At 71.9% G+C, this 20,870-nt stretch carries 20 protein-coding genes and 1 pseudogene; 10 read left to right on the forward strand and 11 right to left on the reverse strand.

The annotated features are described in order from the left end of the window. Positions 1-3: 3 nt before the first annotated feature. A complete protein-coding gene (locus OG218_RS09285) occupies positions 4-741 on the reverse strand; it encodes a GAF and ANTAR domain-containing protein (RefSeq protein WP_328292929.1) in 738 nt (245 codons plus the stop codon). Positions 742-997: 256 nt separating this feature from the next. On the opposite strand from OG218_RS09285, the gene OG218_RS09290 reads away from it, so the two are divergent. Together OG218_RS09290 and OG218_RS09295 are read left to right on the forward strand one after the other, a co-directional pair. Continuing rightward, positions 998-1,900: a dihydrodipicolinate synthase family protein gene (locus OG218_RS09290; protein WP_328292930.1), complete on the forward strand. Its 903-nt coding sequence runs from the start codon at positions 998-1,000 to the stop codon at positions 1,898-1,900. Between the two features lie 105 nt (positions 1,901-2,005). Next, positions 2,006-2,962 carry an arginine deiminase-related protein gene (locus OG218_RS09295; RefSeq protein ID WP_328292931.1) on the forward strand — a complete coding sequence of 319 codons (957 nt, stop codon included), beginning with the start codon at positions 2,006-2,008 and terminating at the stop codon, positions 2,960-2,962. On the opposite strand, the pseudogene OG218_RS09300 reads toward OG218_RS09295, so the two are convergent. Beyond that, positions 2,953-3,677, reverse strand: a pseudogene (locus tag OG218_RS09300) (alpha/beta fold hydrolase). The gene OG218_RS09295 and the pseudogene OG218_RS09300 sit on opposite strands and share 10 nt — an antisense overlap. A gap of 152 nt (positions 3,678-3,829) precedes the next feature. Here OG218_RS09300 and OG218_RS09305 point away from each other — a divergent pair. Next, positions 3,830-4,393 (forward strand): MarR family winged helix-turn-helix transcriptional regulator, encoded by a 564-nt coding sequence (locus OG218_RS09305; protein ID WP_328292933.1) that lies wholly within the window; start codon positions 3,830-3,832, stop codon positions 4,391-4,393. A 10-nt stretch (positions 4,394-4,403) separates the two neighbouring features. Further along, complete coding sequence (locus tag OG218_RS09310) at positions 4,404-5,321, forward strand: NmrA family NAD(P)-binding protein (RefSeq protein WP_328292934.1); 918 nt, start codon at positions 4,404-4,406, stop codon at positions 5,319-5,321. On the opposite strand, the gene OG218_RS09315 is transcribed toward OG218_RS09310, so the two are convergent. After that, positions 5,309-6,268, reverse strand: coding sequence for a glycoside hydrolase family 43 protein (locus OG218_RS09315; RefSeq protein ID WP_328292935.1), 960 nt, complete (start codon positions 6,266-6,268; stop codon positions 5,309-5,311). The two genes, OG218_RS09310 and OG218_RS09315, sit on opposite strands and share 13 nt — an antisense overlap. Positions 6,269-6,347: 79 nt before the next feature. Here OG218_RS09315 and OG218_RS09320 point away from each other — a divergent pair, with 79 nt between their 5' ends. From OG218_RS09320 to OG218_RS09330, 3 genes are read left to right on the forward strand one after another with little or no spacing between them, the layout of a single operon-like run. After that, positions 6,348-7,196, forward strand: coding sequence for an alpha/beta fold hydrolase (locus tag OG218_RS09320; protein WP_328292936.1), 849 nt, complete (start codon positions 6,348-6,350; stop codon positions 7,194-7,196). Beyond that, complete coding sequence (locus OG218_RS09325; protein WP_328292937.1) at positions 7,189-7,761, forward strand: TetR/AcrR family transcriptional regulator; 573 nt, start codon at positions 7,189-7,191, stop codon at positions 7,759-7,761. The genes OG218_RS09320 and OG218_RS09325 overlap by 8 nt, the downstream gene beginning before the upstream one ends. Positions 7,762-7,770: 9 nt before the next feature. Next, positions 7,771-8,445: a hypothetical protein gene (locus OG218_RS09330; RefSeq protein ID WP_328292938.1), complete on the forward strand. Its 675-nt coding sequence runs from the start codon at positions 7,771-7,773 to the stop codon at positions 8,443-8,445. 12 nt (positions 8,446-8,457) lie between these two features. On the opposite strand, the gene OG218_RS09335 is transcribed toward OG218_RS09330, so the two are convergent. The 3 genes from OG218_RS09335 to OG218_RS09345 form a co-directional block, all read right to left on the reverse strand. Then, positions 8,458-9,486, reverse strand: coding sequence for an ABC transporter substrate-binding protein (locus tag OG218_RS09335; RefSeq protein ID WP_328292939.1), 1,029 nt, complete (start codon positions 9,484-9,486; stop codon positions 8,458-8,460). A 176-nt stretch (positions 9,487-9,662) separates the two neighbouring features. Further along, positions 9,663-10,988: a hypothetical protein gene (locus OG218_RS09340; RefSeq protein ID WP_328292940.1), complete on the reverse strand. Its 1,326-nt coding sequence runs from the start codon at positions 10,986-10,988 to the stop codon at positions 9,663-9,665. Next, the gene (locus tag OG218_RS09345; protein ID WP_328292941.1) at positions 10,985-11,740 is read right to left on the reverse strand and encodes an SDR family NAD(P)-dependent oxidoreductase; all 756 of its coding nucleotides are present in this window, start codon (positions 11,738-11,740) and stop codon (positions 10,985-10,987) included. Before OG218_RS09345 ends, OG218_RS09340 begins: the two co-directional genes overlap by 4 nt. A gap of 161 nt (positions 11,741-11,901) precedes the next feature. Here OG218_RS09345 and OG218_RS09350 point away from each other — a divergent pair, with 161 nt between their 5' ends. The 3 genes from OG218_RS09350 (at position 11,902) to OG218_RS09360 (ending at position 14,567) form a co-directional block, all read left to right on the forward strand. Further along, on the forward strand, positions 11,902-12,627 hold the full coding sequence (locus OG218_RS09350) for a FadR/GntR family transcriptional regulator (RefSeq protein WP_328296228.1): 726 nt from the start codon (positions 11,902-11,904) through the stop codon (positions 12,625-12,627). Positions 12,628-12,711: 84 nt separating this feature from the next. Continuing rightward, the gene (locus OG218_RS09355) at positions 12,712-13,011 is read left to right on the forward strand and encodes a hypothetical protein (RefSeq protein ID WP_328292942.1); all 300 of its coding nucleotides are present in this window, start codon (positions 12,712-12,714) and stop codon (positions 13,009-13,011) included. Then, positions 13,008-14,567 (forward strand): amidase, encoded by a 1,560-nt coding sequence (locus OG218_RS09360; protein ID WP_328292943.1) that lies wholly within the window; start codon positions 13,008-13,010, stop codon positions 14,565-14,567. Before OG218_RS09355 ends, OG218_RS09360 begins: the two co-directional genes overlap by 4 nt. Positions 14,568-14,631: 64 nt before the next feature. On the opposite strand, the gene nrdF is transcribed toward OG218_RS09360, so the two are convergent. The 5 genes from nrdF to OG218_RS09385 form a co-directional block, all read right to left on the reverse strand. Next, the gene (gene nrdF / locus OG218_RS09365) at positions 14,632-15,603 is read right to left on the reverse strand and encodes a class 1b ribonucleoside-diphosphate reductase subunit beta (RefSeq protein ID WP_328292944.1); all 972 of its coding nucleotides are present in this window, start codon (positions 15,601-15,603) and stop codon (positions 14,632-14,634) included. Positions 15,604-15,631: 28 nt separating this feature from the next. Beyond that, positions 15,632-17,791: a class 1b ribonucleoside-diphosphate reductase subunit alpha gene (nrdE, locus tag OG218_RS09370; protein ID WP_328292945.1), complete on the reverse strand. Its 2,160-nt coding sequence runs from the start codon at positions 17,789-17,791 to the stop codon at positions 15,632-15,634. Beyond that, entirely contained in the window at positions 17,788-18,186 is a 399-nt protein-coding gene (nrdI, locus tag OG218_RS09375) for a class Ib ribonucleoside-diphosphate reductase assembly flavoprotein NrdI (protein ID WP_328292946.1), read from the reverse strand. The genes nrdE and nrdI overlap by 4 nt, the downstream gene beginning before the upstream one ends. Positions 18,187-18,206: 20 nt before the next feature. Further along, positions 18,207-18,446, reverse strand: coding sequence for a glutaredoxin-like protein NrdH (gene nrdH, locus OG218_RS09380; RefSeq protein ID WP_328292947.1), 240 nt, complete (start codon positions 18,444-18,446; stop codon positions 18,207-18,209). 521 nt (positions 18,447-18,967) lie between these two features. After that, positions 18,968-20,812 (reverse strand): phosphatase PAP2 family protein, encoded by a 1,845-nt coding sequence (locus OG218_RS09385; RefSeq protein ID WP_328292948.1) that lies wholly within the window; start codon positions 20,810-20,812, stop codon positions 18,968-18,970. Positions 20,813-20,870: the final 58 nt, after the last annotated feature.

Raw genomic sequence — 20,870 nt, forward strand, 5'->3', positions numbered from 1 at the left:
CCGTCAGACCTGCCCGGCGCGTCGGAGCACACCGTCCACCGGGTCCAGGTCGTCGACGATCTCCTGGGCGACGTCGCGCAGTCGCCGTCGCTCGGCCCGGGCCCGGGCCCGGAGCCGCTGGAACGCCTCGTCGGGGTGGCAGCGGTAGCGCTCCGCGAGCGCACCCTTGGCCTGTTCCAGCACGATCCGGCTGTCGAGGGCCTCCTGCAGCTGGGCCCGCACCCGCGCCCCTTCGGCGACGTGCTCGAGCTGAGTGAGGCCGATGGCCCCGAACGAGGCCATCGCGTGGGCGACGTCGGACTCGACCGCCGAGTAGGGACCCTCGTGGTCGCGGAAGAGGTTCAGGGCCCCGATGGTCCGACCGCCGCTCCCGACCGGAACGCTGTGGACCGCCATCACCCCGGCCTCGCGGGCGCTGCGGGCGAACTCGGGCCAGCGGGCGGTGAGCTCGGCCGCGGTGGGGACCGAGACGACCTGCCCCGTGCGGTAGGCGTCCAGGCAGGGGCCCTGGCCCGTCTGCAGCTGCACGACTTCGACGCCGCGGACGTCGTCGGACGTGGCGGCCAGCGGTTGCAGGTGCCCGTCGCCGTCCTCGACGACCAGACCGACCGCGCTGGCCGACAGCAGCCGGGCGCAGTGGTGCACGAGGCGGTGGGCGAGGTCCAGCGCCTCACCGTGGTCGGCGAGCACCTGGGCGACGTCGTTGACCGCCGCGGCGACCGCATCGGCGCGTACGTCCACGCCAGTCCTCCACGAAGCCGGCGTTCTGCCGGCTGGTCGTCCCGCCACACCTCGTCGGCACGCCCCGGGCTGCACGTGCCCGTCCATTCTTCACGACCACGCGTCCTGGGCGACACCGGGTCCGGGTGGTGATCACGAGGCTACGATCACCGGGGTCCCGCGACGAGGACCGCCACGACCACCACGCACGACGGGGCAGGCGCAACGATGACGCGGATCCAGCGCACGGTCACCTCCGAGGGACGGGTCTCCTGACGTGTTCGGGCCGCTGAGCGCGTTCCCCGTCACGCCGCTGGACGACGGCCGCGTCGACGCGCGGGGCGTCCACACCCTGGTGAGCAGGGCAGCGCGGGGTGGCGCCGACTCCATCGGTGCCCTCGGTTCCACCGGTGGCTACCCCTACCTGAGCCGGGCCGACCGCCGGCGGGTCGCGGAACTCAGCGTCGAGGCCGCGGGCCCGGTCCCGGTGCTCGTGGGTGTCGGGGCGCTGTCGACGCGCGAGGTGCTGGAGCACGTCGAGGACGCGCAGGCCGCAGGGGTGGCGGGCGTCCTGCTGGCGCCGTTGAGCTACCAGCCGCTGACCGACGACGAGGTCTTCGCGTTGTACGAGGACGTGACCGGGGAACTGTCGGTCCCGTTGTGCGTCTACGACAACCCGACGACGACGCGGTTCCGCTTCGGCGACGAACTGCTGGGACGGGTCGCCGCGTTGCCGCACGTGGTGTCGGTGAAGATCCCCGGTGTCCCGGGCGATCCCGCCCAGGCCACCGAGCGGGTCGCCCGGCTGCGGGCCGTCCTCCCGGCCGGGGTCAGCGTCGGCGTCTCCGGCGACGTGCACGCCGTGACCGGTCTGGGGGCCGGCTGCGACCTCTGGTACTCGGTGCTGGCGGGGGCCCTCCCCGGTCGCTGCCGCGCGGTCGTGGACGCCCTCGCCGCCGGCGACGGTCACCGCGCACGGGAACTCTCCGACCAGTTGCTGCCGCTGTGGGACCTCTTCGCCGGGTACGGCGGACTGCGGGTCGTCTCGGCGGTGGTCGAGGCGCTCGGCTGCGTCCCGGCCGCCACCCCGCCCCGGCCCCTGCTGCCGCTGCCCGAGGCGGCGCGCCGTCAGGTGCAGGAGGCGCTCGCCCTGGTCTCGGCGAGCGGTCCGCTGGCCTGACCCCGCACATCGTCGGTCGCAACTGCGCGCTCCGCGCAGCGTGGGGCCACGAACGGTGCAGCTCGCCGCTGGTCTGCGCGCACCGCCGCTGCCTACCGTCGTGGGGTGACCGCCACCCTCGACACGCCCACGTCCACCGGGACCGCCCAGGCCCCGGCCGCGGTGGTGCTGGTGCGGCCGCACCACTTCCGTCCGAACCCGGAGACGGTCGCGGACAACAGCTTCCAGCGGCCCGCGCGGGGAGGGGACACCGCGGGCCCGGCCCACGCCGAGGTCACCACCCTGGCGGCCACCCTGGAGGCGCACGGGGTCCGGGTGCACCTCGTCGAGGACACCGGGCACACCACCCCGGACAGCGTCTTCTGCAACAACTGGTTCTCCACCCACCCCGACGGCACGGTCGTGGTCTACCCGATGCACGCCGAGAACCGACGGGGAGAACGTCGCGCCGACGTCCTGGAACTCCTCGCCCGTGACTACGTCGTCACCCGGACCCTCGACCTGGGCGCGGGGGTCACCCCCGGGACGGCCCTGGAGGGGACGGGCGCGATGGTCCTGGACCACCGTTCGCGCACCGCGTTCGTGTGCCGTTCCCGCCGCACCGACCCGGCTCTCCTGCAGCGTTTCTGCCGGGAACTGGAGTTCGAGCCCGTGGTCGTCGACGCCGAGGACGACGGGGTTCCCGTCTACCACACGAACGTGCTGATGTCCGTCGGCACGGACGTCGCGCTCGTCGGTACCGGGCTCCTCACCGACGCGGGCCAGCGCCGCCGGCTGGTCGCCGCCCTCGAGGGTTCCGGCCGCGAGGTCGTCGACCTGCCCCGGGAGGCGATCCGGAACTTCGCCGGGAACTGCCTGGAACTCCAGGGTTCGCAACGCCTGCTCGCCCTCTCCGAACGCGCCGAACGGGCTCTCCCGGACCGGGTCCGCGCGGTCGTGGAGAACCACGTGCGGTTGCTGCCCGTCCCCGTCCCCACCCTGGAACTCGCCGGGGGTTCCGTCCGCTGCACGTTGGGCGGGATCCACCTCACGCCGAGGAGTGGGTCGGACCGTCAGAGGTGACGGAACGTCGTCCGGATCTCCTCGACGAGGAGTTCCGGCTGTTCCAGCAGTGCGAAGTGGCCACCGCGGGCGACCTCACCGAAGTGGACGAGGTTCGGGTAGCGACGTTCGCCCGCCGCCGGGACCGCCGGACGTACTCGCCCGGCATGACGCTGAGCCCGACCGGGACGGTCAGGGGGTCCTCGAGCGGGAACTCCGACGTCCTGGAACATCGCGTCGATCCAGGACGCCAGTCCGGGGAGTCGGTCAGGGAGTACCCGATGGTCCGGGGTCGGGTCGACACCTCCTGCGAGTACGCCGACAGCACCCGCCAGTGGTAGCCGGACCCCTCCAGCATCGTCCGTTCCTCGGGGGTCGTCGCCCGGACCTCCTCGTCGGTGGGTGTGAACAGGGCCGTGGTGAGGTGGACGCCGGCGAGGCCGATGGTGGCGGTGGCCTCGAGGGCGGCGAGTTCGGCGGTGACCGAGGCGCCGAGGTCGCCTCCCTGGGCGAACCACCTCGGGTACCCGAGACGCTGCATCAGGACGGTCCAGGCCTTCGCGGTCCGGCCGAGGGTCCAGCCGGTCGTGGTGGGTTTCCCGGAGAAGCCGAACCCGGGCAGGCTGGGGATCACGAGGTGGAAGGCGTTCCCGGCCCGCGAAGGCCTGGGCCGTCGACTCGGGTCGTGAACTGCCCCCAGCCGGGGCCACCGGGTGTTCACGAGGCGACGCTGCAGGTCGTCGAGGTCGGCCTGGGCGACGTCGAGGGTGAAGGGGACGACGGCCGTGGCGTCGGTCGTGGCGTGGTCTCCCGTGCGCTCGCAGACTTAATCATCTCCATGAAAGATGATCCTTGGACATGACGTTCTGTACGACGTACAGTCCTGGGGTGACGAGTTCTCTGCGAGCGGTAGATCCCCTGCCCGAGATCGACTGGGACGCCGGCGGGATCGAGACCGAACTGGGCTGGGGGCTGGCCGCGGTGCAGCAGGGTTTCTCGCGCGCCGGGACGACCGCGGTCGCCGACCTGCCGGCCGGGCCCCGGGGGTACCAGGTGCTCGTGGCGATCACCACCGAGGAACCCTCCTCGCAGCTCGCGCTGGCCCACCGTCTCGGCATCGACAAGACGCAGATGACCTACGTCGTCGACGCGCTCGAAGCGGCAGCGCTCGTCGAACGACGCCCGGACCCCGCCGACCGGCGCGTCCGCCAGGTGCACCCGACACCGGCGGGTCGGACAGCGCTCGCCGCGGCCCGCACCGCCCTGCGCGCGGCGGAGGCGGACCTGATGCGGCACCTGAGCGAGGCCGAACGGACCCGGCTGCGACACCTCCTGGCCCGGGTCGCCCTCACGGCCGTCGACGTCGCGCCCGGCACGCCGGCCGTTCCCGACGTCCCCCTGGCCGTCCCCGGTCGATCACGTCGACCGACCACTGCTCCCGAGAAGAAGTGAGACGAACCCCGTGACCACCACCGTCCTCGTCGCCGGCGCCACCGGCGACCTCGGCCACCGCATCGTCCGCGAACTCCTGCGGCACGACCTCCGGCTGCGGGTCCTGACCCGCCCCGGCAGCACGACGGCCACCACGTCGTTCGGTGCCGAACCCCGCGTCGAGGTGGTCGTCGCCGACTACTCCGACCACGCCGCTCTGACCGCGGCCGCGACGGGGGTCGACGTGGTCGTCTCCGCGGTCAGCGGCACCCGTCCCGTGATCGTGGACGCCCAGCGCGCCCTGCTCGCGGCCACGGTCGCCGCCGGCGTCGCGCGGTTCGTCCCCTCGGACTACTCCGCGGACTACCGCAGCATCGCCCCGGGCAGCAACCGCAACTTCGAACTCCGGCGGGAGTTCGCCGCCGACGTCGACGCCGCACCGGTCCGCGCGACGTCGATCCTCAACGGGATGTTCACCGACCTGCTCACGGGTGAGGCGCCGATGATCCTCTTCGGCCGCCGTCGGGTCCTGTTCTGGTCCTCGCCCGACCAGGTGCTCGACTTCACGACGAAGGACGACGTCGCCCGCTTCACCGCGCTCGCCGTCCTGGACCCGGACACCCCGCGCGTCCTCGAGGTCGCGGGTTCGCGGGTCTGCGCCCGGGACGTCGCCCGGACGATGACGGAACTGACAGGAACCCCCTTCCGGCTGCAGTGGGCCGGTACGACGGGAACCCTCTCAGCCATGAGCAAGGTCGCCAGATCACTGTCCCGCGACCCCGACGAGACCTTCCCGGCCTGGCAGGGCATGCAGTACTTCGCCAGCATGTTCAGCGGTCACGCGCAGCTGCGCCACGTCGACAACGACCGCTACGGCCCCCACGCGTGGACCAGCGTCCGCGACGTCCTGGGCGACCACGTCGGGGGTGCACCGGTTCAGGGCCGCTGAGCGCCGAACCGGGCCTCGACGCGCTCGAACTCCCCCGCCCGCAGCGGGAGGATCCCGCCGTGCTTGGTGTTCGCGGGGACGTGGAACTCCCCGGGCGGCAACGGGTACCACCCGCCCCGGAGCGGGTCGTCGCTGGTGAGGACCAGGTAGCCCTGCGGGCGCACCGAGAACTGGTCGACGAAGAGGAACCACCGGTCGCGCCGCGCGTCGTGCACCAGCACGGGGGCCTCGACGTCGGCGTAGAGGTCGTCGGCGATCCGCTCGGCCACGACGCGGAAACCGTCACCGGTGTCGACCTCGGCGAAGAGCTTGCGCGAACCCGGCAGCCGGGAGTCGTCCTTGGACACCCGGAGCACGGCACCGGGGAACCGGTGGACGGTGGTGTCGATGACCGCGACCCCGCGGTCGATGAGGACCTCCACCCCCTCGACGCTGCGGAAGTCCCGCGTCCTGGCGGTGAGGACGCGGCTGTAGCTGTCGCCCGCGTGCTCGACGTCGGCGGGGTCGTAGAGGGCCGAGGACCAGACGAGGGTGAACTCCCCGCTGCCGGGGTCGAAGCTCGCCTCCGGGGCCCAGGCCATCCCGGCCTCGGGCGGGGCGACCTCGAGCAGCCACGGGTCCGACCAGGTGAGCAGGTCGACGGAGCGCCACACCACGATGCTGCGCGCACCGTGGCGCGTCCAGGCGTCCCAACCGCGGTCGTCGCCGCCGTAGATCCGCAGGTCGGTGGCGAGGACGAAGAACTCCCCGTCCCCCCGCACGAGGAAGGGGTCGCGGATGCCGCCGGTGCCCAGCGTCGGCCGCAGGACAGGCGCTCCCCCGTTGAGCCGGCGCCAGAACCTCGGGTCGTCGCCGTCACTGAGGGAGAAGAACACCTGCTCGCCGTGCCCGTCGGGGTCCTCGACGTGGTGGACGAAGAGGTAGCCGAACTCGTCCGCTGAGGTCACGTCCGCAGGCTAGTTGACAACTACGGCTAATGGCCTTAGCTTTTAGCTAACGCAATTAGCCACTAGCCCGGAGGACGACATGCTCCAGCACCTCACCACCGACGAGGGCACCCTCGCCTACGACCTGACCGGCACGGGACCGCTCGTCGTCCTCGCCCACGGGATGGGCGACAGCCGGCACTCCTACCGCTTCGTCGCCCCGGCCCTGGTCGCCGCCGGCTACCGCGTCGCCAACGTCGACCTCCGCGGCTGCGGAGACTCCAGCCCGACCTGGGCGAGCTACAGCCGCACCGACATCGCCGGCGACCTCGTCGCCCTCGTCCGCCACCTCGGCGGCCCCGCCGTGATCGTCGGCCAGTCGATCAGCGGCGGCGCCGCGACCATCGCCGCCGCCACCGCACCCGACGCGATCTCCGCCGTGGTCGAGCTCGCCCCCTTCACCCGCAAGCAGTCCGTCGACCTCGTCGGCCTGCTGCGCAACAAGAACCACCGCAGCGGGGCGCTCCAGCTCGGCAAGGTCATGACCACCGGCAGCCTCAAGGGCTGGCTGGCCTACCTCGACCTGGCCTTCCCCACCAAGCCCGCCGACTGGGACACCGAACGTGCCCGCATCCAGGACACCCTCGCCCGGCCCGAGCGGATGGCCGCCCTGCGCGGCATGACGAAGACCTCCCCCGTCGACGCCGGCGCCCAGCTGGCCAACGTCCGCTGCCCCGTCCTCGTCGTCGAGGGTGGTCTCGACCCCGACTGGGCCGACCCCCGCGCCGAGGGGGAACGCATCGTCGCCGACCTGCCCGCCGGTCTCGGCGAACTCGCCGTCATCGACGGTGCCGGGCACTACCCGCACACCCAGACCCCCGACGCACTACTCGCCCTCGTCCTGCCCTTCCTCGCCCGGTCCCTCCCCCAGGACGCCGCCCGTGCCTAGAGCCGGACTGGACCCCGCCACCGTCACCGAGGCCGGCGCCGCGCTCGCGGACGAGATCGGCATCGCCCAGCTCAGCATGGGGGGCCTCGCCGAACGGCTCGGCGTGAAGACCCCCTCGCTCTACAAGCACGTCGACGGCCTCGCCGACCTCACCCACCGCATCGCGGTCCTGGCCGCCACCGAGGTCGGCGACGCGCTGCGCGACGCCACCCAGGGCCGCGCCGGGGGCGAGGCGCTGGCCGGTGCGGCGCAGGCGCTGCGGCGCTACGTGAAGGCCCACCCCGGCCGCTACGCGGCGACCGTCGGCGTCCGCGCGAGCGGATCGGACGACCCGTTCGTCGCCGCCTCGCTGCGGACCCTCGCGTCCCTCTCCGCCGTGCTGCACGGCTACCGCCTCGACCCCGCCGACGAGGTCCACGCCCTGCGGATGCTGCGCAGCGTGCTGCACGGGTTCGCCACCCTGGAGGCCTCCGACGGTTTCCAGATGGCCACCGACGTCGACGAGAGCTTCGACTGGCTCATCGAGTTCCTCGATCGGGGTCTGCGGGCGAACGCGGAACGGTAGCTTCGCGTCGTGATCAGTGCCCCGACGGAGTTCCTGCCCCCGACCCGGGCGACGTGGCGGGGCTGGGCCGCGGTCCGGGCGGCGTTGCTGGTGCTCACCGCCGTGACCGTGCTCGGGGCCCTGCTGCTGGGAGTGCGGGAGTCCACCGTCGCCGACCTCGAAGGAGCGGTGCTCGCGGGCCGGGTGTCGAGCGTGCAGGTCTCCGGCGGGCTACCGCCGGAGGCGACCAGCGGTGAGGCCACCCAGCAGGTCTCCTGGCGCGAAGGCCGGCAGCGCCACCGCACCGAGAACCGCCAGGTCCTCGGCGGGACGAGCACCGCGCCGGACGTCAGGGTGCTCGTGGCGTCCTGGGACCGCAGCGTCCCGGTCGAGACCGTCCCCTGGGGCTCCGGGCCCACGTGGGACGTCCTGGGTCTCGGGGTCCCCACCTGGGTCGGCGTCCTCACCCTGGTGCAGGGCTTCGGCGGGCTGGTGGTCCTGGTCAACGCCGCCCCGCCCTGGCGCGCGACCCGCTGGGCGTGGTTCTGGTTGTTCTCCCTGCCCTTCGGCGTGACCGCGTTCCTGCTGCTCAGCGGGCCGCTACCGGGCCGCCCCACGGAACGCACGAGTTCCCGGCGGCTGCGGGGCGGCTGGGCGTTCGTCCTCTCGATGGTGGTGCTCGGCGGGGTGCAGGGTTCGTTCTGACCCCGCCGACGCTCAGAGCGTGCCGGGAACCGTGCCGGGGTCGCCGTCGGCCGCAGCGGCGAGCGCCGGGACGGCCTGCTCGATCGCGTACGGCAACGAGAGCGGGCTGGAACTGCCCAGCGCGCCGGCGAAGTCGCTGTCGAAGGTCGGCACGTAGACGGTGCGGCCCTGCGTCACGACGGCCAGGGCGGCGGCGGCCGGGTTGCTCGCGAACTCCGCCGCGCTGCGCCCGAGGACCACGAGCACGTCGGTGTCCAGCAACCCGACCTGTTCCTCGCTGAGGCCCTTCGGGTCCACGGCGGTGTTCTCGTCGAAACCGAACTGCAGGAAGAAGTTCCCGCGGGGGTCGGTGGAGTCGAGGGGGTAGTAGCCCTCGTTGAAGAGCAGCACGCTGACGGTCTTGCCCGTGAACTCGGGGTGCGCGTCGGCGGCGGTCTGGAAGTGGCCCTCGACCTCGTCGGTCAGTGAACTCGCCTCGTCGGCCTTGCCCAGCGCCTTCCCGATGGCGGCGAGCTCCTCCTGCCAGCTCGCGGCCGCCGTCGAGTTCGCGGCCTGCCCCGCGGGGACGAGGTCGCCGATGGTCGGAGCGATCTGGGAGAGCTTGTCGTAGTCGGCCTGCTCGAGGTAGGCGTAGGCCCCGATGATGAGGTCGGGTTCGAGCGAGGCGATCGTCTCGAAGTTCAGCTCCGCCTGCCCGACCGAGGTGATCCCGCCGGCCGGGAGCAGGTCCACGGCCCACGGGCGCTTCGAGGCGTCGTAGCTGCCCAGCGGGGTGCGGGCCCCCACGGGGATGACGCCGAGGGCGAGGACGAAGTCCTCCTCGTTGTAGCCGACGGTGACGACCTTGGTGGGGGCCGCTTCGATCGTCGTGGAACCCAGCTTGTGCTGGATGGTGACGGGGAAGGCGCCGTCACCGGCGGAGGAGGTGGTCTGCGAGGACGCCGACCCCGGGGTGGTGGAGTCGTCACCGCCTCCGCAGGCGGCGAGGGTGGTGAGGGCGCCGGAAGCAGCCAGCGCGGCGAGGACGGATCGACGGTGCACCCGTCAAGGCTAGCCTACCCTCACCTCCAGTTCTCGCACCGCGGCCGGTCAGCCCACGTGGCGGCGGACCTCACCGGGTGCGAGGACGAGGTCCGTTCCGGCGAGATCGACGACCCGGACGTCGTCGGCGAGGTCGACGACCAGGACCGCGCTACCGCCCGCCCCAGCACCGCCGATCAGGTGGACCCCCTGCGGCAGAACGCATCCCGGCGCGAGCCGCAACCGCCGCGACCCGTCGAGCCCGGCCAGCAGCCGCACGCCGGCGGCCGTGGAGCCGTCGACGTCGCCGAAGCTGACGCTCGCGACCCCGGGAACGGCGAAGGCGGCGGCGCTCGCGACCACCCAGGCCGCGAAACCCTTCGAGCCACGAGGGGGATCGCCACCGCCTGCCGGGCGGTGAGCTCCTGGACGGTGAGGGCCTCGAGGACCTGATCGCGACCGGTGTCGTGCATCTGCGGCGTGCTGGCGAAGACCACCCCGGCGGCGTCCGCGGGCACCACCTCCACCGTCCGGTTCAGTTCGGTGAAGTGCGACCGGGCGCCGGCGACGAGGTCGGCGGTGAGCCCCGCGCAGGCCGCGCGCAGGGCGGCCCAGAGTTCCGGGGTGCTGACGTGCGTCGTGCGCGAGTGAACGCCGAACCGGAGCACCTCGACGCCGTGCGTCGCGTTCACCACGGCCCCGACCTCGGCCGGATCGTCGGTGACGATGCGGACGTCGAGGGGGCGTGCGCAGCGCCGGGCGCGTTCCAGCACCCCGGGCCACTCCGGGTCCGCGGTGACCAGTTCGACGAGCAGCGGCCCGGCGAAACCCTCGAAGTCCGACGTGGTCCCCCACTGCGGCAACGGTTCGTCGGTGACCACCAGGTCGACGTGGGTGGGCCGGGCGGGGACGGGCGCCGGGAGGGCGTTGGGTGCGCAGCGGACCACGACCTGCTGGCGCACGACCGCCCCCGGTTCCAGCCGCACGGGGAACGGTTCGGACAACGGGGTGCTGTACGTCTTGAACGACGCGTCGCTCCAGTTGCGCTGGTCCTCCAACTCGAACACGTCGCCACGGAACTCGACCGCGACGTCGACCCCGGGGCGGCTCCACCGCAGTTCCGCGACGTCGCGGGCCGGCTGGTGCGGGGCGATGGCGACCGGGAACTCCGACGCCGTCCACGCGCCGTCCGGGTGCCGAACCCGCAGGGGCGTCCCGGCGTCGGCGCGGGCGCCGATCTCCCACGTCGCGTCGACGACGTCCTCACCCCCCTCGTCGTGGAACGGGCCCTGGAACCGGAGTTCCCCGTCGCGCGTGGTGACGTCGAGGACGGTGGCCGGCGCGGTCCGCCAGTCGCGGTCGCGCAGGACCCCGCGGACGGCCCGCAGCACCGGGACCCCGGAGAAGGTCAGGTTCGACAACGACCCGCCCCGGCGCAGTTCCAGCGACCACGGCCCCAGGTCGACCCGGCGGGGTCCGGGTTCCTCGTCGCGCCAGATCCCGCCGAGGTCGAGGGAGTTCACAACGTCGTCATCCCCCCGTCGACCCGGAACAGGCTGCCGGTGGCGAAGGAGGACTCGTCGCTGGCCAGGTAGACCATGATGCCGACGACGTCGGCGGGGCGGCCGGGGCGACCCAGCGGGGTCCGGGCGACGATGGCGGCCCGGGACCCGGCGTCGCCGGAGATCGAGGTCACCAGGGGTGTCTCGGTGTACCCGGGGACGACGGTGTTCACCCGGATCCCGCGGTCGGCGTAGGCGGCGGCCACGGTCCGGGCCAGGCCGTGGATCCCGGCCTTGGTGCTGGAGTAGGCGGTGAAGTCCCGGCCCTCGCCGTTCAAGCCCGTCGGGGAACCGGTGAGGACGATGGACCCACCGGTCGCCAGCATCGCGCGCACGGCGTGCTTCACGGTCAGGAAGGTTCCCGTGAGGTTCACGGCCACCGTGCGTTCCCAGACGGCCAGGTCGAGGTCGGCGATCGGGGCGTCCTGGCCGAACAACTGCACCCCGGCGTTGGCCACGACGACGTCGAGGGTGGACCCGCGTTCGAGCACCGCGGCGAACGCGGCCTCGACGGAACTCTCGTCGGCGATGTCGAGGGTGAGGCCGAACGATCCGCCACCCGCCGCGCGCGCCGCCTCGGCGGCGCCGGCACCGTCGCGGTCGGTGAAGGCGACCCGCGCCCCCTCGGCGACGAACCCCTCGGCCACCGCCCGGCCGATGCCGGAGGCGGCCCCGGTGACGAGGATGGTCTTGCCCTGCAGTCGCTCGCTCACGCGTCTCCCCTGACTCCGACCACTGCGTCGCGGACCGGTCCGGCTCCGCATCGTGCGCGGCACCCGTCTGTGTGTCAACCGGTTGACCGGTGCCCCTCCCCACTGTCGGGTACCTTGACGGCGTGCCGGCCTACCGCAGAGACGACCCTGCGCTCGTGCAGATGGAACTCAAGGCCGTCCCCCGCGGCAGCGCCGTGTCGGAGGTCGTCCGCCAGCTGACGGGTCTGCTGTCCTCCGGTCAGTTCGCCCCCGGTTCCCGTCTGCCCCCCGAGCGCCAGCTCGCCGAGGAACTCGGCGTCGGCCGCTCCGCCGTCCGCGAGGCGCTGGCCGCTCTCGACGTCCTCGGCATCGTCACCGTGCGTCCGGGCTCGGGGACCTACCTGCGCGACAGCATGTCCGAACTCCTGCCGACCACGCTGAGCTGGGGACTCATGCTCTCGGCCAAGCACACCTCGCAGCTCTCCGAGGTGCGCAGCGCCCTCGAGGTGCACGCGGCGGCGCTCGCCGCGGAGCGCATCGACGACGGCGGCGTCGAGACCCTGCGCACCTCGCTGGGGCAGATGGAGGCGAACCTCGACGACCTCCCGGCCTTCGTGGAGGCCGACGCGCTGTTCCACGTCACCATCGCCCGCTCCTCCGGCAACGACGTCCTGGGCGATCTCCTGCAGACGACGCGCAGCCTGCTGCGGCTGTGGGTGGACCGCGGGCTGCGCCGCCGGGAACAGGCCGAGACCGCCTGCGTGGAGCACCGCGCCGTCTACGAGGCCGTCGCGGCCCACGACGCGCACCGCGCGGAAGCGGCGATGCGGACGCACATGCGCACCGCCGGCAGCCGGGTCGAGCACTCCGACGAGGACAACGCCACCCCCTCCGACGCACAGACGTAACCGGCAGGTAACACGGGAGGTCTTTCCCCCCGCCTCAGGAGTCACCACAGTCACAGGTGACCCATCCTGATGCGGAGGAACCTCGTGATCGACCTGGCAACTCTGAGCGAAGAAGCTCTCGACACCCTCATCACCACCCGGCTCGCCCTGGCCGGTGTCGACCTGGCGCAACTCCCCGAGGTCGCCGACCCGGCGACCGGGGTCCCGACCCGCGCCGCGGCCCTGGAGTCGCTGCGCGCGTTCCTCGTCCAGACCGTGCCGCAGCTCAACGCCTGGGAACCGCCCGTCGCCTCCCCCGAGGCCGCGCAGCAGGCCGCCGCGCCACTGCTCTACCCCTCGATCGCGACGGCCTGGGCCCCCGGGTCGGAAGGGGGTGCCGCGTGAGCCGCGCCCTGAACCGCCGGACGTTCCTCGCCGCCTCCGGCGGGGCCACGTTCGCAGCCGCTGCCGCGGTGTCCCCCACCGCCCAGGCCGCGCCCGACGTGACGTTGCGCGCGGCCGCCGTGGACGACCCCACCGAGGCGACCATCGCCGAAGCCCTGACGATGCTGCGGGCCGGCACCCTGTCCGCGACCGAACTCGTCCAGACCCACCTCGACCGGATCAACCGGTTCGACGGCACCTACCAGGCGTTCAACACCGTGACCGCCGACAGCGCACTGACGAAGGCCGCCGAGGTGGACGCCCGGGGCGACGTGCGCCGGGCGTTGTCCGGGATCCCGCTGTGCATCAAGGACAACTACTGGACCGCCGGCGTGCGGACCACCGCGAACTCCCGGATCTTCGCCGACTTCGTCCCCGACACCGACGCGACGGCGGTGTCCCGACTGACCGCGGCCGGCGGGATCGTCCTCGGCAAGGGACAGATGGGCCCGCTCGCCACGACCCGCGCGACGACCCCCGCCGGAGTCGTCACGACGGTCAACGCCTGGACCCCCGAGGACGTCACCGTGGACCCGGGCGGTTCCTCGACCGGACCCGCGACCTCGGTGGCGGGCCGGCTGGCGACGAGTTCCATCGGGACCCAGACCGGCGGGAGCATCACCGAACCGTCGCGCCAGCAGAACCTCACGGGTCTCAAACCGACGATGGGCCGCACCTCGATCCACGGGATCATCCCGTTGTCCTTCACCCGCGACCACTCCGGCCCGCTGGCCCGGGACGCCATGGACGCGGCGATCGTGCTGTCGGTGCTGGCCGGCCCGGACCCGCTGGACCCGCGGACGCTGGGGTTGCCGAAGGTCCCCGACCTCGTCACGGCGGCGACGCCCGTCTACGGCGCCAGGGGGGTCGAGCTGCGCCGGGCCACCCGGATCGGGGTTCCGGGCGACTTCTTCACCGACCTCACCCCGGAGGTCGCCGCCGCCCGCCAGAGCTTCCTCGACCGCCTCGCGGCCGTCCCCGGAGTCACCCTCGTGGACGTCACGTACCCGACCGACTGGGAACTGCTCACGGGAGCCTTCAACGCGATCCGGCTCTCCGAGCGCACCGAGCCGTTCCGGCACTGGCTGCGCCAGGACCTGTCGCTGTTCGGGGTGAGTTCGCTGTCCTGGCTGCAGGGCCTGCTGCTCTCCGGGGACGAGTGGATCACCGGGCAGCGCGCCAAGACGTGGCTGTTGCAGGAACTGTTCTCGGGGTTGTTCACGCAGTGCGACGTGGTGCTGCAGACCTCACCGGTGCCCTTCGACATCCTCGGCCTGCCCGAGATCGCGTTCCCGATCGGCGAGGCTCCGGCCTACGACAGCGGGCCGCTCGCCCCGGTCGGCGTCATCCTCGGCGGCCAGCCCTACGAGGAGGACCGGTTGCTGCAGGTCGCCGCCGCGCACCAGGCGGTCTCGGACTTCCACCTGCGCCGCCCCGCCGACCCGGCACCGGCGCGACTGCTCAGTTCGGCTGCGCTGCAGCTGGACGCGGCCACCGTCGCCCGCACCGCCCAATGACGAACCCCGCGGTGGTCGAGCACGTCGAGTGCTCGACCACCGCGGGGTCAGGGGTGTGAGGAGGTCAGAACTCCCAGTCGGCGTCCTCGGTGGCGACGGCCTTGCCGATGACGTAGCTGGAACCGGAACCCGAGAAGAAGTCGTGGTTCTCGTCGGCGTTGGGCGACAGGGCCGAGAGGATCGACGGGTCGACCTTCGTCATGTCGGAGGGGAACATCCCCTCGTAGCCGAGGTTCATCAGCGCCTTGTTGGCGTTGTAGTGCAGGAACGTCTTGACGTCCTCGGTGAGGCCGACACCGTCGTAGAGGTCGGCGGTGTACTTGCACTCGTTGTCGTAGAGCTCGTAGAGCAGCTCGAAGGCGTAGTCCTTGATCTCGTCCCGCCTGGCCTGGTCGACGAGTTCCAGACCGCACTGGAACTTGTAGCCGATGTAGTACCCGTGCACGGCCTCGTCCCGGATGATCAACCGGATGAGGTCGGCGGTGTTGGTCAGCTGCGCGCGGGACGAGAAGTGCATCGGCAGGAAGAAGCCCGAGTAGAAGAGGAAGGACTCCAGCAGGGTGGAGGCGACCTTCCGCTTCAGCGGGTCCTCACCGCGGTAGTACTCCATGACGATGGAGGCCTTGCGCTGCAACGCCTCGTTGTCCTCGGACCAGCCGAACGCCTCGTCGATCTCGCGGGTGGTGGCCAGCGTCGAGAAGATCGAGGAGTAGCTGCGCGCGTGGACCGACTCCATGAACGAGATGTTCGTGTAGACGGCTTCCTCGTGCGGGGTGAGGGAGTCGGGGATCAGCGAGACCGCCCCGACGGTGCCCTGGATCGTGTCCAGCAGGGTCAGACCGGTGAAGACGCGCAGCGTCAGCGTGCGCTCCTCGGGGCTGAGGTTCTGCCACGACTGGACGTCGTTGGACAACGGGACCTTCTCCGGCAACCAGAAGTTGCTCGTGAGGCGGTTCCAGATCTCCAGGTCCTTGTCGTCCTGGAGGCGGTTCCAGTTGATCGCGTTGACGCGGTCGACGAGCTTCAGCTTTTCCATCGTTCCCTCTTCTCGCGGCTGCAGCTGCTCAGAGCATGCAGCTGACGCAGCCCTCGACCTCGGTGCCCTCGAGGGCCATCTGCCGGATCCGGATGTAGTAGATCGTCTTGATGCCCTTGCGCCACGCGTAGATCTGAGCACGGTTGATGTCACGGGTGCTGGCGGTGTCCTTGAAGAACAGCGTCAGGGACAGACCCTGGTCGACGTGCTGCGTCGCCGCGGCGTAGGTGTCGATGATCTTCTCGGGGCCGATCTCGTAGGCGTCGGCGTAGTACTCCAGGTTGTCGTTCGTCATGAACGGCGCCGGGTAGTACACGCGGCCGAGCTTGCCCTCCTTGCGGATCTCGATCTTGGAGGCGATCGGGTGGATCGAGGAGGTCGAGTTGTTGATGTAGCTGATCGAACCCGTCGGCGGCACGGCCTGGAGGTTCTGGTTGAAGATGCCGTGCTCGACGACGGAGGCCTTCAGCTCGGCCCACTCCGCCCGGGTCGGCAGCGCGATGCCCGCCCGGGAGAACAGCTCCGCGACGCGCTCGGTGGCCGGCAGGAAGTCGGTCTCGAGGTACGTGTCGAAGAAGGTGCCGTCGGCGTACTTCGAGTTCTCGAAGCCCTCGAAGGTCTCGCCGCGTTCGATGGCGATCCGGTTGCTGGCGCGCAGGGCGTGGAACAGCACCGCCGCGAAGTACACGTTGGTGAAGTCCAGGCCCTCCTCGCTGCCGTAGTGGACGCGCTCGCGGGCGAGGTAGCCGTGCAGGTTCATCTGGCCGAGGCCGATGGCGTGCGACTTCGAGTTGCCGTACGCGATCGAGGGCACCGACTGGATGTCGCTGGCGATCGACACGGCGGTCAGCGCACGGACGGCCGTCTCGACCGAGCGGCCGAGGTTCCCGCCGTCCATGGCTAGGGCGATGTTCAGCGAGCCCAGGTTGCAGGAGATGTCCTTGCCGATCTCGGCGTAGGTCAGGTCCTCGGCCAGCGTGCTGGGTGTGTTGACCTGGAGGATCTCGGAGCAGAGGTTCGACATGTTGATGCGGCCGGCGATCGGGTTGGCCTTGTTCACCGTGTCCTCGAACACGATGTAGGGGTAGCCCGACTCGAACTGCAGTTCCGCGAGGGTCTGGAAGAACTCGCGGGCGTTGATCTGCGTCTTGCGGATGCGGTCGTCGGCGACCATCTCGCGGTAGTTCTCGCTGACGGGGACGTCACCGAAGGGCTTGCCGTACACGCGCTCCACGTCGTACGGCGAGAACAGGTGCATCGGCTCGTTGTTCTTCGCGAGCTCGAACGTGATGTCCGGGACGACGACCCCGAGGCTCAGGGTCTTGATGCGGATCTTCTCGTCGGCGTTCTCGCGCTTGGTGTCGAGGAACCGCAGGATGTCCGGGTGGTGCGCGGAGAGGTACACCGCACCCGCGCCCTGACGCGCACCGAGCTGGTTGGCGTAGGAGAAGGAGTCCTCGAGGAGCTTCATCACGGGGATGACCCCGGAGGACTGGTTCTCGATGCGCTTGATCGGCGCGCCGTACTCGCGGATGTTGCTCAGCAGCAGGGCGACGCCACCCCCGCGCTTGGACAGCTGCAGGGCGGAGTTGATGCTGCGGCCGATCGACTCCATGTCGTCCTCGATGCGCAGCAGGAAGCACGAGACGAGCTCGCCGCGGGAGGACTTGCCAGCGTTGAGGAACGTCGGGGTGGCGGGCTGGAAGCGGCCCGCGATGACCTCGTCGACGATCGCGGTGGCCAGCGCCTCGTCACCGACGGCGAGGGTGAGGGCGGTCATGACGGCGCGGTCCTCGAAGTTCTCGAGGTACTCCTTGCCGTCGAAGCTCTTGAGCGCGTAGCTCGTGTAGTACTTGAAGGCCCCGAGGAAGGTGGCGAACCGGAACTTCGCGGCGTGCGCGTGGTCGGTCAGCGACCGCACGAACTCCGGGGAGTACTGGTCGAGCACGTGCTGCTCGTAGTAGCCGTTGTCGACCATGTGCGCGAGACGCGCCTCGAAGGTCGGGAACTTCCGGGTGCGCGGGTTGACGTGCTGCAGGAAGTACTGCCGCGCCGCCTCGACGTCGGCCTCGAACTGGATCTTCCCGTCCTCGTCCCAGAGGTTCAGCATCGCGTTGAGCGTGTGGTACCCGGGGGAGGTGGGAGCGGGAACGGTCTCCAGCTCGGGGGCGTCGGAGGTGAGGGTCACAGCGAGTCCAATCCGTCGCGCACACGGCGCACGTCGTCGGGAGTCCCGAAGAGTTCGAAGCGGTACAGGTGGGGCACCTTGCACTTGACGGCGACGACGTCACCGGCAGCGGCGTAGTGCTCCCCGAAGTTGGTGTTGCCCGCGCCGATCACGCCTCGGACGAGGCCACGGTTCACGGGGTCGTTGAGGAAGCGGATGACCTGCTTGGGGACCGCTCCCACCCCACCGCCGCCACCGTAGGTGGGGAGGATGAGGACGTAGGGGTCGGTGACGACGAGGGGTTCGTCACGCGAGTGCAGCGGGATCCGCAGGGCCGGCCGCTCCAGCTGGAGCTTGTCGACGAAGCGGTGCGTGTTGCCTGAGACGCTCGAGAAGTAGACGACGCCGGGCTTCACGGCCGTTCCTCCGGACGTGCTCAGACCGAGGCGGTGGCGCGAGCCAGAGCGTCGATGCGGTCGGGACGGAAGCCCGACCAGTGGTCCTCGCCGGCCACGACGACGGGCGCCTGGACGTACCCGAGGGAGCGCACCAGCGCCAGCGCATCGGCGTCCTGCGTCACGTCGACGACCTCGTAGGCGATGCCCTTGCGGTCGAGCGCGCGGTAGGTGGCCTTGCACTGCACGCAGGACGGCGTGCTGTAGACGGTGGTGGTCATCGGGGTGGTCCTTCCCTCGGGTGGTGTCGTGCGGGTCCAGCTGATCGGCACCAGGTGGAGCGTGGAATCCGTGTCGGCTGGACGACGCGTCCCGTGCTGCTGGGGTCTCTCAGACACTACCCCTAGGGGGCCGGATGGCAAACCACCACAAGATGGTGTGTGACAAGGATGTTATTCACCCCATCGGCCGGAGCGGACGGCCACCGACCGTCGCAAGCCTCTGACCTGCGGTTCTACCCCTGCGCCACCCGTCTGGCGGGCACGCGTCGTCAGTAGAGATGCACGCAGCGTGAGCGGCGTGTCGATCTGCGTCGGCGTGTCCTCCACAGGCGTCCACACCTCCGTCCCCATGACGTCCACACACTCATCCACAACACCTGGGGGCGCCGAACCCTTTCCGCCCCAGATGTGGGGGTGGCCTGATGGCGGTGAACGCCTGCTCGAGCGGTTCTGGAGCCGCCCACGACGATCGCGGCACGGATCCAGCCGGCCTCCCCCAGCGCCCGCCGCAGCGCGGGAGCTCAGCCCGCGAGCCGCCGGACGCCGACGCCCTGGCGGGTCGCCACCAGTTCCGCCCGGCCGCCCCCGAGCACCGACACCGCACCGAACCCGCCGCGCACCGAACGGGCGGCCAGCACGGGCCGGACCTCTCCCACCCGGCAGTCCTCGCCCAGGTCGACCTCGAGGCGGCTGCCGGGCGCGAGCGTCGCCGTCCCGGAGACCGTCAGCGGAGCCCGGTGGCCCCCGACCGGCACGTGCAGGACGGCGCCGGCCGCCTGCGTGAGGTCGCCGGCCAGTCGCAGGTCGGTCGTGAGCGTCAGCGTGCCCCCGCGCAGGTCGACGTCGCCGCACCCCAGGGCCGTCGCGGACCCCGCGAGCAGCGTGCCCGCCTCGACGCGCACACCGCCGCGGAAGGTGTTGCGGCCCGTGAGGGCCAGGCGGCCGGACCCGCGCTTGACGAGCCCACCCGCACCGTCGACGTCGTTGCGCCACGCGTCGGTGGCGCAGAACCCGCCGGCCGCGGCGTCGAGCACCACGTCGACGGTCGTGTCGAAGCGGCCGTAGCCGTCGGCGGCGTCGAAGAGGTTCAACCGTCCCCAGAGTTCCGGGCCGTCCAGGACGGGGTAGCCCGCGGGCAGTGCGGTCGTGCGCAGCACCTCACGGCGCTGGGCGGCGTCCAGGTACGGGTGGCGGGTCTCCAGGAGCAGCTCGGCGCCCTTCGGCACGACCATCGCGCGGTGGCGACCGGTGCGCGGGAAGCCGAGGGTCAGGTGGTCCAGCACCTGGGCGCGCACGGCGTCGCGGTCGGAGACGGCGAACTCCACCAGCCCGGTCGCGTCCCGGCCGGTGGCGTCCTCGAAGTGGGCCAGCGCGCTCGCACGGGCCGCCCGCTTCAGCGCCGCGTTCGCGGGATCGGCCAGGGTCGCGGCGGCCAGGGCGGTGGCGAGCACCCGCCCACCGAGCACGTCCAGCGGTGAGTGCATGCCCGCGACGATCCGCAGGTGCGAGCGCTCGACCGCCCGGGCGACGAGCGCCTGGTAGCGCTCCGGCACGGCGTGGGCGAAGGCGAGGGCGGCGAGGTGGAAGGCGTTCGTGTGCCCGCTGGGGAAACCGCCGTCGGTCTCGGGGGTGCTCGAGCGCTGCCGCAGGAGCGTCGGCACGACGGCCACGTCCGAGCGGTACACGGGGTAGCCGAGGGCGTCGGTGCGGCCCGTGGGCCGCACGGTGCTGTCGGGGGCCAGCCGCCACGGCCGCGGGTACTGCAGGGCGTTCTTGCTGGGGTTGCCCGAGGCGAACGGCCCGCGGACGGTCCGGACGAGCCGGACGACGTCGCCGAGGTCGGAGTCGGGCGAGCCGGCCCCGGTCGCCGCTCCTGCCGGAGCACCCTCGGGGACCTCGTCCTCGACCTTCGTGGGCGGGGTGGTCGCCGGCGCGGCGGTGATGCTCGTGACCGCGAGGCTGCCGGCCAGGTACGACTCGGCCAGTGGACCGAGGGCCGCGATGAGGGCGTAGCTCTGGTCCTGCCGGTCGGCGACGAAGGCCTCCGCCGCCTGCTCGGCGGTGCGCGAGGCCGTGGTGCGGACGCAGTAGCGGACGTTGCGGCGCAGCACCGCGGGGTCGAGGACCCGGCCGGTGTCCCACGTCGGGCCCGTCCCCCAGTACCGGCCCAGGTCGGAGAGGATCCGCACCGCCGCGTTCGTGGCGGCGGTCGTGTTCTCCGGGACGTTGGTGCGGTAGCTGTCGACGAACGCGGACGGGGACGCTGCCGGCGCGGCCTGGGTGGCGCGGGCCGGTGCGAGCAGGGCGACGGGCGCGGCGAGGCCGACGGCGAGGAGGCTGCGACGGGTGGGGGCGACGACGGGCACGGGACCTCCGGGGTGGAGCGCGGACTCGGACCAGGCGCAGCGAGGCGGAGCACGCGAT

Source organism: Kineococcus sp. NBC_00420, from assembly GCF_036021035.1.
GTDB lineage: Bacteria > Actinomycetota > Actinomycetes > Actinomycetales > Kineococcaceae > Kineococcus.